Source organism: Alphaproteobacteria bacterium, from assembly GCA_033344895.1.
Lineage (GTDB): Bacteria > Pseudomonadota > Alphaproteobacteria > UBA8366 > Aestuariispiraceae > Pacificispira.
This window is the reverse complement of record JAWPMN010000001.1, coordinates 525,844-540,352: the sequence shown is the minus strand read 5'-3', so window position 1 is coordinate 540,352 and position 14,509 is coordinate 525,844. Positions and strand designations below refer to the sequence as shown.

Genomic DNA, 14,509 nt, shown 5'->3' with positions numbered 1-14,509 from the left:
GTCGTGCGAGTGCGGACGGCGTTCTGTGCCGTCCGCATACCGCCTATCGCAATGTGCTCGACCGGGAGAACCCTGAAGATGCCGTTGATGCGTCGTGCCTTGGAGCGCTTTCTGGCGGCGGCCTCGGCGCTGTCTCTCGGGCTGGTTTTCGGCATCGTTTTCATAAACTCACTGCGCCGATACACCTTAGGCAAGTCGTTCGAATGGGGCGAGGAACTCCCGATCTACCTCGCGGCCTATGGCGTGATGTTCGGGCTGGGGCTTGCCTATCTCCAGGACCGCCACATCCGTTTCACCATTCTTACCGACCTCCTGCCCGACAGTGTCCGCAAGGCTGTTCTCTTGGTGGGGGACGTTGCGGTCGCCGCGGTCGGCGGCATGTTGGTTTGGTCCGGGATTGCCTTTTCCGAGCGTCGCGGCGGCGTCGATGCATCCGGACTTATCGGAAACGCGAAAGCGCTTTCGGAATCGATGGGCGCAGAGTGGATCGTCTGGTTCGGCAGGATGGGAACCTATCAGGCCTCGATCGCAGTGGGCGGCGGCATCTTGTTGGCCGCGGCGTTCGTGCGCCTCGCGACGCGCGTGGCGGAGAAACCATGATGGTATACGCCGTCCTCATTGTGCTCCTGATCCTTGGCGTACCAGTCGCCTTCGCGGTGGCAGCGGCGCTGCTGTACTTCATGGCGTCGGGGGAGTTTCCCTATCACATCCGACTGGTCGCTTCCGAGATGTTCAAGGGGTTGAACTCCTATCCATTGCTGGCGATCCCATTGTTTGTTCTTGCTGGAGAGTTGATGAACGAGAGCGGGATTACCCGCAGGATCATCGCCTTCGCAAATGTCATCGTCGGTGGTTTTCGCGCCGGGCTCGCCCATGTCAACATCTGGGCCTCCGTGATCTTCGCCGGTCTGTCGGGGTCGGCCGTCGCAGATACCTCGGCGATCGGTCGTGTGTTCATCCCGGAGATGGAAAAACACGGTTACGACCGGTCCTTCGCGGCCGCGCTAACGGCGGCGTCATCTGTGATCGGGCCAATAATTCCACCTTCTATCCCGGTCATCATCTACGCGCTGATCGTAACGGGCGTGTCGGTTCCGTCGCTGTTCCTGGCCGGGATCGTGCCCGGCCTGCTTCTTGCGGGGTTCCTATCCGCCTATGTCGTCGTCCGGTTCAGGAAGGTCCCGATTTCTGAAGCACGAGAACTGTCAGGGGAGAGCCGCCGAGGCGCACTTGTCGGTGGCATCCTGCCACTATTGATGCCCGTCTTTGTGGTTGGATCGATCCTGATGGGGATTGTGACGCCGACCGAAGCGGCAAGCTTCGCCACCGCCTATGCTCTGATTCTCGGCGTCGTTGTCTATCGCAACATCAGGCTCAATGCGCTGCCGAGGCTTTTTGCCCATGCGATGCGGGACAGCGCCGTGATCATGATCATCATCTCCGTCGTTGCCGCTGCGAACTGGCTGCTGACCTATAACCGCGTTCCGAACCTGCTAACCGACTGGGCACTGTCGAATGTCGACAGCAAGACTGCTTTTCTGATCGTGTCGGTCTTCCTGTTCCTTTTCATCGGGCTGTTTCTGGAGGGGATCGCTGCGATGCTGGTTCTGGTGCCCATCATGCATCCGATCGCGGTTTCGCTTGGTATTGACCCGGTGCATTTCGGCATCGTCGTGATTTTCAACCTAATGATCGGCCTAATCACGCCACCGATGGGGCTGTGTCTATTTGTGGCGGAAAGCATTGCCAAAGTCGGTTTGATAAGACTGACACGATCCATCATGCCGCTGTTTCTGGTTGAGGTCGCGGTGCTCATGATTCTGGTTTTCGTCCCGGATATCGTGACGTTTCTACCGCGCCTCTTTGGATACTGAGCGATGAAAACATCGATAGCGACCGTATCCATTGCTGGAAATCTGGAGGAAAAACTGGCGGCGATCCGGGGGGCCGGATTCGATGGATTGGAGATTTTCGAGCAGGACTTCATTGCCCACGATGCCGGCCCGAACGAGGTCGGCCGCATGATCCGCGACAGCGGTCTGGAGATATTGCTGTTTCAGCCCTTCAGAGACTTTGAAGGCCTGCCATCAGCAATGCGCGACAAAGCGTTCGATCGGGCGGAGCACAAGTTCGACCTGATGCAGGCCTTGGGAACCGATCTCATGCTGATTTGTTCAAACGTTTCGCCGCATGCCTTGGGGGGCATCGATCGTGCGGCCGACGATCTGGCGGAACTGGGTGAGCGGGCACGGACGCGAGGGCTTCGGATCGGATTCGAAGCCCTGGCCTGGGGACGCCACGTGAACGATCATCGCGACGCTTGGGAAATCGTACGCCGCGCCGATCATCCCAATGTCGGCCTGATACTCGACAGTTTTCATACTCTGGGTCGGGGAATCGACCCGGACACGATCCGACAGATTCCAGGCGATCGGATATTTTTCGTTCAACTGGCCGATGCGCCGGCCATACCGATGGATCTGCTGTACTGGTCGCGTCATTTCCGGAACATGCCAGGTGAAGGCGACCTGCCGGTAACGGATTTCATGGCTGCAGTTGTTTCAACCGGATATGAAGGGCCCGTCAGTCTCGAAATCTTTAACGATCAGTTTCGCGGCGGCGATGCAGGCGCAGTTGCCCGTGACGGGTATCGGTCGCTCATCTTCCTGTTGGACCGGGTGCGCCGTCGCCAGGAAGACGTCCCCATCGATCTGCCGGCACTGCCCGAGCCAAGTGAAATTCAGGGTACCTCCTTCCTCGAGTTCTGTAGCCGCGGTGGTGAAGCGGATAAGCTTGAAAGTCTTCTCTCAACGCTGGGATTCCGTAAGGCTGGCGAGCACATCTCGAAGAATGTCGCACTTTGGCAGCAGGGCGAGATCCGGATCCTGATAAACCGAGAGACGTCGGGGTATGCGGGGAGCGCCTACGCCCTGCACGGCACCACGGTCTGCGATATCGGTATCGAGGTATCGGACGCGGCGTCGACCATCGAGCGGGCGGTGGCGCTCGGGTCAAAGCCGTTCAGCCAGCCGCTCGGACCCGGTGAATTGGATATCCCGGCCATTCGGGGGCTGAGCGGCAGTGTTTTGCATTTCATCGATCGTAAGACAGGGCTGGCAGACGTCTGGAACGTGGAGTTTCGACCGTCGGGAGACAGTGCGAGCGACACGTCCGACGCACGTTTGCTTGCCGTGGACCATATCGCGCAGACGATGTCCTATCAGGACATGCTAAGCTGGTCGCTGTTCTATATTGCCCTGTTCCGAATGACCAAGGCGCCGATGGTGGATGTAATCGATCCGGATGGGTTGATCCGAAGCCAGGCCATCGAGTCGGATACAGGTGCGCTTCGGATTACGCTGAACGGCGCGGAAACGCATCGAACGCTGGCGGGAGAGTTCCTTGCGGAAAGCTTCGGCGCATCGGTGCAGCATATTGCGCTGCTGACAGCGGACATCTTCCATACTGCTGACAAGTTGCATGATCTGGGATTTCAGCCGCTCCCCATGCCTCCGAATTATTACGACGATCTTGCTGCGCGCTTCGATTTGGACGCAGACCTTATGGAAGCAATGCGTGCATCGAACATTCTTTATGACCGGGACCAGCAGGGTGACTTTTTCCAGATTTACTCGAGGCCGCTCGAAAACGGCATGTTCTTCGAGATCGTTCAACGGCGGAACGGATACAATGGCTACGGCGCCCCAAACGCGCCGTTCCGCATTGCCGCACAGAAACGATTTATGCGACCCAAAGGAATGCCGCGCAGATAGCGGATGGGACGGGCCTCGGCCGCCAATCAAGGAAAGATGGACCAAGCCTGCGACCCCTAGCGCATCACGAAAGGGTTCGCCATCGGCATGTCCGACAGGTTTATCCAGGTCGTCTTGGTGCGGGTGTAGTCCAGCACCGCTTCCAGACCGGCTTCGCGGCCGTAACCCGACTGATTGAAGCCGCCGAATGGGGCGATTGGCGAGATCGCGCGGTAGGTATTGACCCAGCAAATGCCGGCCCGGATGCGCTTCGAAACCCGGTGTGCCCGGGCAATGTCGCGGGTGAACACGCCGGAGCCAAGTCCGAAGACGCTGTCATTCGCCAATGCGACGGCTTCCACTTCGGTGTCGAAGGGCAGCAGCGACATCACCGGCCCGAACATCTCGACCGACAGTGTCGCGGTCCGCGCGTCCGGGCATTCCACCAGGGTGGGCAGAAAGTAGTTGCCGCCGTCCATTCCGGACGGCCGCGTTCCGCCGAACCGAATCCGAGCCCCCTGTTCGACCGACTGGGCGAGTGTTGCTTCGATCCGTACGATCTGGGTCGGGGTGCAGAGCGGTCCGACATGCGTCGTTGGCTGGAGCGGATCGCCGACGACGATGGTCTTGGCCTTCTCTTCTATCCTCGCGATCAACTCGTTTAGAACCGGACGATGGATCAGGCCTCGTGTTCCCGCCACACAGGATTGTCCGGACGCCCCGAAATTCCCCGCGATCAATCCATTGGCAGCACCTTCCAGGTCGGCGTCGTCGAAAACCAGGATCGGCGATTTGCCACCAAGCTCCAGCGTCGTAACGGCAAAATTGGCGGCGGAGTTGCGAATGACGTGGCGGGCTGTCTCCGGGCCGCCGGTGAAGGCGATACGGTCGATGTCGGGATGCGAGGTCAGCGGAATCGCACAATTCTCCGCATCGCCGCTTACGACCTGAACGACGCCGGGCGGGAAACCTGCCTCCTCGACCAGACGGGCCAGTTCGAACAGGGCCGCCGGCGCAACCTCCGACGCCTTCAGGATCACCGTGCATCCGGCAGCGAGGGCCGGACCCAGCTTGGTCGCGGTCAGGAACATCTGGGCGTTCCACGGCACAATGGCGGCGACCACGCCGATCGGCTCGCGGCTGGTGTAGACATGCATGTCCGGCTTGTCGATCGGCAGCACCGCCCCTTCGATCTTGTCTGCTAGTCCGGCGTAGTACCGGTAGTAGTCGGCGACATAACGGGTTTGTCCGATGGTTTCGGTGGCCAGCTTCCCGCTGTCGGTCGTTTCGATCCGGCCGATCCGCTCGGCATTGGCCTCGACCAGATCGGCCAGGCGGGCGATCAGTTTGCCGCGCTGGGTCGCGGTCATCGCCGGCCACGCGCCGTCGGTCAGCGCGCGGGTCGCCGCCGCAACGGCACGGTCGATATCCGCCGGTGCCGCGCAGGCAAATCGCGCCCAGGCATCGCCGGTGGCGGGATTGACGGTCTCCATCACCTGACCGGTCGCGCCGTCGGTCCAGGTGCCGTCAATGTAGAGGCGGTAATCGGGCTGTTCGCTCATCCGCTCGATCCCCCCTTACGCAAAGGCCGGCATGACGTCGTCGATGAAACGCGCCAGCGAGGCCCGTTTGCGCTCCGCGCTCATCCCGCTGTCGATCCAGAACGAGAACTCGTCATAGCCGAGATCTTCGTACCGCTTTAGCCGGTCTGTTACCTCTTGAGCCGTACCGATTGCCAGATTGGCGCGCATTTTGGCGGGTGCCATCATCTCGTTCGACGCGATCTCCTCCTCCGACAGGGTCTCGATCAATCCCTGGCGAACCGGTTTCTCGTTCTTGAACCAGGCGCCGAAATAGCAATAGAACCGACTGAACGCCTGGGCCGCTTCCTCGGCATCCGCCCGCGACCCCGCGACGTAGGCGTGCTGCAGCAACATGATCTTCGGGCGGTCATTGCGGCCGTTACAGGCGCCGTTGAACTTGTCCATCAGGCTTTCGATCTCATCCATGCCCTGCCACAGCGGGGTGACTTGAACGTTGAAGCCGTTGTCGACGGCGAATTGATGGCTGTTCGGATCCCGCGCGGCGACCCAGATCGGCGGGCCGTCCTTCTGCACCGGCTTCGGCGAGGCGGTGGTGCTGGGGAAATTGTAGTAGATGCCTTCATGAGCACAGTCGCCGGACCACAGCTGACGAAGCAGCGGTGCCGTCTCGCGCATGCGTTGACCGGCATCCCAGGCGTCGAGGCCCGGGGACAGCCGTTCGTATTCGTAGGAATAGGCACCGCGCGCGATACCCAGCTCCAGCCGGCCGCCGGTGATCAGATCCGCCATCGCTGCCTCGCCGGCCAGTTTTATCGGGTGCCAGAAGGGCGCGACGATCGTGCCGGTGCCCAGACGCACATTCTTCGTCCGGCTGGCCAGATCGACCAGACTGATAAAGGGGTTGGGCGCGATGGTGAATTCCATGCCGTGATGCTCGCCGGTCCAGATCGCGTGCATGCCGCCTTCGTCGGCCATGCGGCACAGATCCAGAAACTCCTGATACAGAACCTCATGCGGCTGGTCGGGGGTGATCCGTTCCATATGGGCGAACAATGAGAACTTCATCGGAGTGCCTCCTGTGGAAATGCGTGGATGTCGCCGGCCGCCTCATCGCCGACATAGAGGCCGAAGCACCGGGTCTGTCGTTCCAGCGCATAGCGGCGCAGCATGTCTGCATGGGCGGATGATATGTGGCGCAGCCCGCCGATCGCCTCGGCCGGGACCCAGCGCCCCGTGCGATAAGGCGCCGGGCCGGCCAAGACCGCTCGGAAATAGGTGAAGGATTCGCCGCTGCCGCGATCGTCGAAGATCGAATAGACGGGCCCGACCTCCGCCTCGATTCCGGTTTCGGTGAGATGTCGGCGGATCGCCTCGCGGGCGCCGACCCGGGAATCCAGGGCGATCTGCAGCGGCCGGAAGCCATTCGGGGTTTCTTCCAGCAGAAGGTTGTCCCCGTGCTCCAGAATGGCCCCGGCGAAGGCACGACGGCCGGGCGGCGGCGCGGCCTCCGCCCGGCGTTCTAGGCCCAGGCTGAAATAGCCGCCGGCGGCATAGCCCAATCCACGCGTGCCGGCATGGGTGAAAGTGTCGATTTGGCCGATCAGGATCATGTGATCGCCTGCGTCGACCCGTTCGTGCGCGCTGCAGGAGAATTGGGCCGCGGCGCCATCGATCAGCGGACAGCACACCGCGTCATCCTGCCAGGTAACTGCCGCGAAGCGATCCCCCTTGAAACCGGCAAAGGTGTTCGAAACGGCTTCCTGTCCTTCCGACAGGACATTGACCGCGAAATGGCGGCAGGTCTCGAACACAGGGAAGCTGTTCAGACTCCGTCCCGGGCAGACCAGCAGCAAGGGCGGGTCCAGCGAGACGGAACAGAAAGAGTTGGCGGTGAAGCCGACCGGCGTTCCGTCGTCGGCACGGGCGGTGACGACCGTCACCCCGGTGGGAAAGGCGCCGAAGGCCCGGCGCAGGGCGTGGCCGTCGATTGCGCTCATGCCGCCCCCTCCGTGCCGCGGCATTCCGCGAAGAACTCTGCCAGCGCAGCGTTGACGGTCTCGCAATGGGTCATAGGAACCATATGCGCGGCCCCGTCGACGATCCGCAGTCGCCCATCCGGCACGAGCGCCGCCATGGCTTCGGACATCGCCGGGGTCGAATTGGGATCCTGTGCGCCGGTTAAGAACAGGGCCGGCACGCTCAGGCCGCGCAAGGCCACCGGTGAAGGACCGTCATGCCGAGCGAAGGCGCCATAGGCGGCGGCATACCCCGTGCGGTCGACGGTGCTGAGCCAATTGCGGCAGGCGTCCGCTGCCGCCCGGTTGCGGCCATCGGGACAATCGCCGAACCAACGGCGCAACGGTGCCTCGACCCCGCTATCGTCAGATTTCGCCAGTGCCTCGGCCCGCGCCAGTACCGCCTGACGTGCCGCGTCTGGCCGTTGGAAGATCGCGTTCAATGCAACGACACCGCAGCACAGATCGGGACGGCGGATCGCGAGGTCCAGCGCGATCATCGCGCCCATGGAATGACCGGCGATAAGGGCGGGGACCCGGGCTGTCTCCGCAATGGCCTCCCCGATGCGGTCGGCAAAACCCCGGAGGTCCGGAGCAGGGACGCTGATCGGCGCGCTGCCGCCATGGCCGGGCAGGTCCGGGGCAATCAGTTCGTGGCCGGCGGACAGTCCTTCGAACTGGGATTGCCAAGCCTCCGCACGCAGACCCACCCCGTGGAGCAGGATCACCGGCATGCCGGTGCCTGCCCGAAGATAGGCAATGCCCTGCCGGGTCTCAGACCGAAGCGGGATTGTCGACGTCATGGCCCATCGCCTCCAGATCCTTGTATCGGTCACCGATGCGGTGGTGCGGCCGCCCACCGGTCGCGCCGCCCAGGACGACAACGATCTCGTCGCTGCGCGGGGCGTCGGGGATAGCGAACTGAACGGTCAGGTAGTGGGAGCGTCGACCGGCATCGTTGATATCCATCAGCGGCACCGCGATCGGCGCATTCGCCGGGCCCCGCGTGTTGGTGAAGGCAAGATAGGACTTCGCACAAACCGCCTGGCGGTAGTGGTTCCCGAAGCGCAGGGTATGGATCAGCCCGGATGCGTGTTCGATCTCACCGTCGAGCCCCGCCACCGCGGCCTTGCCATAGGCTTCGATGGCATCGGCACCGCCCGCCAACCGCGTGATCCGGTCGGTCAGCAACTCGCCGAGAACCGGACCAAAGGCCTGAATCTCCGGTGAAAGGTCCTCGACATAGCGTCCGGCCCAGGGGTTCCGTACCACGGCGGCGACGGCGAACATGCGCCAGGGCTGCGACGCCGGCTTGAAGCCCTCGATCCAGGTTTCCTCTTCGACGGTGACCAGTTTTCGGATTTCCGGTTTCATGCGGCGTTTCCATCCCGACCTTGGCCCGGGAAATCCCGGGGTTTCGCGGCTTCGCGCCGCTGATTCCGTTGCGGCAGAGGATCGAAGGAACCCGTTCAATTGACAAACGACGTATTTGCGGCCATTGCCATTAATGAATCTAATGGTGAGGTTGAGGCTATGGCGCGCGCACTTCCGCCGCTGACCTGGTTCCGCGCGTTTGAATGCGCGGCAAGGCATCTGAACTTCACGGCGGCGGCTGACGAATTGGGACTGACGCAATCGGCGGTCAGTCAGCATGTTCGGTCGTTGGAAATGCGGTTCGGGGTGCCGTTGTTCCTGCGCAAGCCGCGCGGCCTGGCCTTGACGGATGCTGGCCGCCGTCTGCTGCCCTATGCGACCAAGGCGATCAGCAGTCTGACGGCCGCCACGGCGGTATTCGAACCGGTTCGGCCGGATGGTGTGCTGACTGTCGCGACCAGCCTCAGCTTCGCCCAATGGTATCTGGCCCCCCGCATGTCGGCCTTTCTCGACGCCCATCCGGGCGTCCAGATCAGAATACGCAGCACCCTCTGGCCGGATGACTTTGTCTTGTCGGACGCCGACGTGGATATCCGGTTTGGATCAAAGGAACTTGTCGGGGAAGGGGCCGTACCATTTCTGGAGGACCGTTTGGTGCCGGTATGCACGCCGAAACTGTTAACTGGTTCCTTGACCTGGGAAGAGGTACGGGGATTGCGGCTTATTCAGGCCGTTGGTACGTCGGACTCTTGGCACTCCTGGGCAGAACACAATGGGCTGGAGGCACCCGTTGAAATTGCGCAGCTCGTAGATTCCTATGGTCTGGCGGTCGATATGGCGCGCTGTGGGGCAGGGGTAGCCCTGACAAGCGCGATTCTGGCTGCCCCCTGTCTCGCAGATGGCAGCCTCGTGGTCGCGTACGATCGGTCGGCGCCTGCGCGGGACGGATACCACATGGCAGTCAGGAACCGTCGTTCAGACGCAATCCCAGAATTGTTTTCTCACTGGTTGTCGAACGAAGTGAAGTCCTGTGTGCGGACGGTACCTTCGTCATTGATGTCGTCCTAAGGGAGAAATGCAGGGGCATGTTACCCAAGCGCAACTTCTTTCCAGTAGGAGACGGGTCATGGTGTTCTGGCTGCGAGGTAAGGAGGCGGACAGAGACCAACGTGGCAGCCTGATGGGAATTTGCCTATCCCGTTGGTTTCTGAGAGTGGCCTGGGCGTCATCGACCAGGCGAGCAGCCTCCGTTAAAGAATCAATTGCCAACGGCTATGTTGCATCGCAACATTAGGCATGACCAACGCCGAAACCAGCAGATTGCGCATCGCCGTAATCGAGAAAGATCGCGACCGGGCCATGATGATCGTGGACGGGCTGCGCGAGGCCGGAGAATACGAAGTTTCGGTCATCGGCGAGGAATCCGGTTTCGCCCGGCGCATCGAAGACCTGAAACCGGATGTCGTCCTGATCGACCTGGAGAATCCCAGCCGCGACGTGCTGGAAGGGTTGGCGCTGGCCTCCACACCGCTGGACCGGCCGGTGGCGATATTCGTCGACCGCAGCGATACGCAACTGACCCGCGCGGCGATCGAAGCCGGGGTCAGCGCCTATATCGTCGACGGCTTGCGCAAGGAACGCATCAAACCCGTGCTGGACGCGGCGATCGCGCGTTTCGGCATGATCAGCCGGATGCGCAAGGAGCTGGATGCGACCAAGGCGGCCCTGGCGGAACGCAAGACCATCGATCGCGCCAAGGGAATCCTGATGCGCGCCCGCGGCCTGTCGGAGGAGGAGGCCTATACCCTGCTGCGTCGGACGGCGATGGATCAAGGCCGCAAGATCGGCGATGTGGCGAGTGCCATCGTCACCGCGGCGGAGTTGCTGCGATGAGTTTGCGGCGACTGGAATGCGGCTTCATTCCGTTGATCGACAGTGCGCCACTGGTCATCGCGCGCGAACTGGGCTTCGCGCGGGAGGAGGGGCTGGACCTGCAGCTCCGGGCGCAGCCGTCCTGGTCCGCGGTGCGCGACAAGCTGGCGCTCGGCCGGCTGGATGCAGCGCATCTGCTGGCCCCGGTGCCGATCGCGATGTCGATGGGGCTGGGCGGCATGGCGCTGGCGCTCGATGCGCTGTCCGTCCTGTCGATGAACGGCAATGTCGTCGGCGTCTCCAGAAGACTGGCGCGCCGCATGGCCGATGCGGGCGCGCCCGGCGATTTCAGCTCTGCAGCGGAAATCGGCCGCGCCCTGATCCGGGTCTGTGACAAGCCGCTGACCGTCGGAGTGCCGTTCCCGTTCTCAATGCATGCGGAACTGCTGTATTACTGGCTCGGCGCGCTGGGTCTGAAAGCGCCGCAGGATCTGATTGTCCGGACCGTGCCGCCGCCCCAGATGGCGGAGGCCATCGAAGCGGGCACGATCGAGGCGTTCTGCGTCGGGGAGCCCTGGGGATCCGTTGCGGTCGCGCGAGGCTACGCAGAGCTGATTCTGCCCGGTGCCGCGATCTGGAACTTCGCGCCTGAGAAGGTGCTGGCGGTGCGCAAGGGCTGGGCGGAGCGCGAGATTGAGGCGACGTCCGGTCTGATGCGAGCGGTGTGGCGCGCGGCACGCTGGCTGGGCGATTCCGCCAATATCATGACGGCGGCGGAGATCATGTCCGGCGCCGACTATCTCAACCTTTCTTCGGAAATGATCGAACGCACGCTGCAGGGGCGGCTGCTCGTCAACGCCTCGGGGGAAGAAAGGGTGACACCCCGCTTCATCGAATTCTTCGACGGTGCGGCAACTTTCCCCTGGCGCAGTCAGGCGGTCTGGATTGCCAGCCGGCTGGCGCGTCGGAACGGGCTTGATCTGGAAGAGGCGGCGGCGGTGGCGCGGGGTTGTTTCCGCCCGGACCTGTACCGGACCTGCCTGGATTCTGCGGGCGCCGACATGCCCGGCGCGTCGGAAAAACTGGAAGGCGCTTTGGACATGCGCTCCCCCGTCGCGTCGTCGACCGGCGAGATGTATCTGGGGCCGGATCTGTTCTTTGACGGGCGCGTTTTCGACCCGATCGTCATTTCGGTCTGAGGCGGTTCCGAATTTTCCAGTTGATTTCGCACTGCAACATGATACGGTGATCGAACGGTTCGGGCAAAGGTGTCCGGGTCCAATCTCTACGCTGAGAATGATTGAGCAAAGCTGCTCGTCCACCGCGACAGGTGTCGCGGAAGACGTGCGGCTTTTTCATTTTCATTGGCTCGGCGCAGGGAAGCGCGGGCCCGAAACCAGGAGAGCGTTATGAAGCTCCGTCCCCTGATCACCGGTATCGTTCTGTCCATCGCAGCGACCACCGCCCAAGCGGAAATGCTCGATGTCGAAAAGGACGAACTGACATTCGGATTCATCAAACTCACAGATATGGCGCCCCTCGCGGTGGCTTACGAGAACGGCTATTTCGAGGATGAAGGCCTGTTCGTCACGCTGGAATCCCAGGCGAACTGGAAGGTCCTGCTGGACGGCGTCATCGACGGCAAGCTGGACGGCGCCCACATGCTGGCCGGTCAGCCATTGGCCGCGACCATCGGTTTCGGGACCGAAGCCCATATCATCACGCCCTTTTCCATGGATCTGAACGGCAACGGCATCACCGTGTCGAACGAGATCTGGGCGCTGATGAAGGAACACATTCCGCATGACGCGGACGGAAAACCGGTCCACCCGATTTCGGCCACCGCGCTGAAGCCGGTCGTCGAGAAATACCGGGCGGAAGGCAAGCCGTTCAATATGGGCATGGTCTTCCCGGTCTCGACCCATAATTACGAACTGCGCTACTGGCTGGCCGCCGGTGGGTTGAAGCCCGGCTATTACAGCCCCGAAAACGTCACCGGCCAGATCGAAGCGGATGTTCTGCTGAGCGTCACGCCGCCGCCGCAGATGCCGGCGACATTGGAGGCCGGCACCATCTATGGCTATTGCGTCGGCGAGCCCTGGAACCAGCAGGCGGTCTTCAAGGGGATCGGTGTTCCGGTCATCACGGATTTCGAAATCTGGAAGAACAATCCTGAGAAGGTCTTCGGCATCACCGCCGAGTTCGCCGAGAAATACCCGAACACGACCCTGGCCCTGACCAAGGCGCTGATCCGTGCGGCCCAATGGCTGGACGAGAACGACAACGCCAACCGGCCGGCGGCGGTCGAAATCCTGTCGCGTCCGGAATATGTCGGCGCCGATTACGAAGTCATCGCCAATTCCATGACCGGCACCTTCGAGTACGAAAAGGGCGACAAGCGCGAGGTCCCGGACTTCAACGTCTTCTTCCGCTATCACGCGACCTATCCGTACTATTCCGACGCCGTCTGGTACCTGACCCAGATGCGCCGCTGGGGCCAGATCGCCGAGGCCAAGCCGGATGGCTGGTATGACGAGGTCGCCCGCAAGGTCTATCGCCCGGACATCTATCTGGAAGCCGCGCGCCTGCTGGTCGAGGAAGGCCAGGTCCAGGAGGCGGATTTCCCCTGGGACAGCGACGGCTATCGCGAACCGCAGGACGAATTCATCGACGGCATCGCCTTCGATGGCCGCCAGCCCAATGCCTATCTGGAAAGCTTCCCGATCGGCCTGAAAGGCGGCCAGACCGTCAAGGGAGGAAGCGTCGGCGGCTAAGCCCGACCGCCCGGCCGGCCAGATACGGGGCCGGCCGGGCATCCGCCTTTCGTTTCAACGCTCCAAATTCCAGCGCTTGAGGAAGAACCCATGTCCGCCATCGCCGACGAAGATTTCGCCGACGCAGCCGGGAAACAGGCCCGCAGGGAAAAGCTGTTCGCCCGCATCAACAAGATCGATACCTATCTGAAAGTTCTCGGTCTCGGCTGGGGCACGCCGATCCTGCGTGCCGCCGCCGGGGACAATCCGAAAGCCCAGGGTCGCGAAGTGCTGCGCCAGCTGGGTGTGCCGCTGGCCGCGATTCTGGCCTTCCTGATGCTCTGGGCTCATCTTGCCCCGCAGGTTCAGACATCGCTGGGCGCCGTGCCCGGCCCGGCGCAGGTCTGGGAGCAGATGCTCTCCCTCCACGAGGACGCGACCCGCAAGGCCGAGAAGGAATCCGCATTCTACGAACGCCAGGAAGAGCGCAACGAGAAGCTGATCGCCGCCGGTAAGGAAGACCGCGTCAAATGGCGCGAGTTCACCGGGGCGCCCAGCTATTACGATCAGATCTGGACGTCGATCCAAACGGTGTTTTTCGGCTTCCTGCTGGCGACCGTGGTCGCGGTGCCGATCGGCATCATCTGCGGCCTGTCCCCGACGGCCAGCGCGGCGTTCAATCCGCTGATCCAGATCTTCAAACCGGTCTCGCCGCTGGCCTGGCTGCCGATCGTCACCATGGTCGTCTCGGCGGTCTATGTGACCAATGACGGGCTGTTCTCGAAATCCTTCCTGAACTCCGCCATCACGGTGACGTTGTGTTCCCTGTGGCCGACGCTGATCAACACGGCCCATGGCGTTGCCAGCATCGACAAGGATCTGGTGAACGTCTCCCGGGTTCTGAAGATGTCGACCTGGTCCAAGATCACGCGTCTGGTCCTGCCGTCGGCCCAGCCGCTGATCTTCACCGGGCTGCGCCTCAGCCTGGGCGTGGGCTGGATGGTCCTGATCGCCGCCGAAATGCTGGCGCAGAATCCGGGCCTCGGGAAATTCGTCTGGGACGAATTCCAGAACGGTTCGTCCCAGAGCCTCGCCAAGATCATGGTCGCGGTCTTCACCATCGGGGTCATCGGCTTCCTGTTGGACCGGATGATGTACGCGATCCAGACCCTTCTGACCCACACCAACAATCGGTGATC

13 protein-coding genes are annotated in these 14,509 nt (G+C 62.3%); 8 read left to right on the top strand and 5 right to left on the bottom strand.

Features of this window, described 5'->3' with window-relative positions; all coding sequences use genetic code 11:
• The first annotated feature begins 99 nt into the window (after positions 1-99).
• From R8L07_02450 to R8L07_02440, 3 genes are read left to right on the top strand one after another with little or no spacing between them, the layout of a single operon-like run.
• Positions 100-600 (top strand): TRAP transporter small permease subunit, encoded by a 501-nt coding sequence (locus R8L07_02450; protein MDW3204377.1) that lies wholly within the window; start codon positions 100-102, stop codon positions 598-600.
• Entirely contained in the window at positions 597-1,874 is a 1,278-nt protein-coding gene (locus R8L07_02445) for a TRAP transporter large permease (GenBank protein MDW3204376.1), read from the top strand. Before R8L07_02450 ends, R8L07_02445 begins: the two co-directional genes overlap by 4 nt.
• 3 nt (positions 1,875-1,877) lie before the next feature.
• A complete protein-coding gene (locus tag R8L07_02440; GenBank protein MDW3204375.1) occupies positions 1,878-3,773 on the top strand; it encodes a TIM barrel protein in 1,896 nt (631 codons plus the stop codon).
• Positions 3,774-3,829: 56 nt separating this feature from the next.
• Here the strand turns inward: R8L07_02440 and R8L07_02435 are convergent, their stop codons facing one another.
• The 5 genes from R8L07_02435 to R8L07_02415 are packed head-to-tail and all read right to left on the bottom strand — an operon-like array spanning position 3,830 to position 8,685.
• The gene (locus R8L07_02435; protein MDW3204374.1) at positions 3,830-5,314 is read right to left on the bottom strand and encodes an aldehyde dehydrogenase; all 1,485 of its coding nucleotides are present in this window, start codon (positions 5,312-5,314) and stop codon (positions 3,830-3,832) included.
• A gap of 15 nt (positions 5,315-5,329) precedes the next feature.
• On the bottom strand, positions 5,330-6,361 hold the full coding sequence (locus R8L07_02430) for an LLM class flavin-dependent oxidoreductase (protein ID MDW3204373.1): 1,032 nt from the start codon (positions 6,359-6,361) through the stop codon (positions 5,330-5,332).
• Positions 6,358-7,293, bottom strand: a complete 936-nt coding sequence (locus R8L07_02425; protein MDW3204372.1) for a flavin reductase family protein — start codon at positions 7,291-7,293, stop codon at positions 6,358-6,360. The genes R8L07_02430 and R8L07_02425 overlap by 4 nt, the downstream gene beginning before the upstream one ends.
• A complete protein-coding gene (locus tag R8L07_02420) occupies positions 7,290-8,114 on the bottom strand; it encodes an alpha/beta hydrolase (GenBank protein ID MDW3204371.1) in 825 nt (274 codons plus the stop codon). Before R8L07_02420 ends, R8L07_02425 begins: the two co-directional genes overlap by 4 nt.
• The gene (locus R8L07_02415; protein ID MDW3204370.1) at positions 8,086-8,685 is read right to left on the bottom strand and encodes an amino acid synthesis family protein; all 600 of its coding nucleotides are present in this window, start codon (positions 8,683-8,685) and stop codon (positions 8,086-8,088) included. The genes R8L07_02420 and R8L07_02415 overlap by 29 nt, the downstream gene beginning before the upstream one ends.
• A gap of 159 nt (positions 8,686-8,844) precedes the next feature.
• Between R8L07_02415 and R8L07_02410 the strand changes: the two genes are divergently transcribed.
• From R8L07_02410 to R8L07_02390, 5 genes are all read left to right on the top strand, one after another.
• Positions 8,845-9,753, top strand: coding sequence for a LysR substrate-binding domain-containing protein (locus R8L07_02410; GenBank protein ID MDW3204369.1), 909 nt, complete (start codon positions 8,845-8,847; stop codon positions 9,751-9,753).
• A gap of 228 nt (positions 9,754-9,981) precedes the next feature.
• Positions 9,982-10,578 carry an ANTAR domain-containing protein gene (locus R8L07_02405; protein MDW3204368.1) on the top strand — a complete coding sequence of 199 codons (597 nt, stop codon included), beginning with the start codon at positions 9,982-9,984 and terminating at the stop codon, positions 10,576-10,578.
• Positions 10,575-11,756 (top strand): CmpA/NrtA family ABC transporter substrate-binding protein, encoded by a 1,182-nt coding sequence (locus R8L07_02400; protein MDW3204367.1) that lies wholly within the window; start codon positions 10,575-10,577, stop codon positions 11,754-11,756. The genes R8L07_02405 and R8L07_02400 overlap by 4 nt, the downstream gene beginning before the upstream one ends.
• Before the next feature lie 228 nt (positions 11,757-11,984).
• Positions 11,985-13,331 (top strand): CmpA/NrtA family ABC transporter substrate-binding protein, encoded by a 1,347-nt coding sequence (locus R8L07_02395; protein ID MDW3204366.1) that lies wholly within the window; start codon positions 11,985-11,987, stop codon positions 13,329-13,331.
• 90 nt (positions 13,332-13,421) lie between these two features.
• Positions 13,422-14,507 carry an ABC transporter permease gene (locus R8L07_02390; GenBank protein ID MDW3204365.1) on the top strand — a complete coding sequence of 362 codons (1,086 nt, stop codon included), beginning with the start codon at positions 13,422-13,424 and terminating at the stop codon, positions 14,505-14,507.
• The last annotated feature ends 2 nt before the right edge of the window (positions 14,508-14,509 follow it).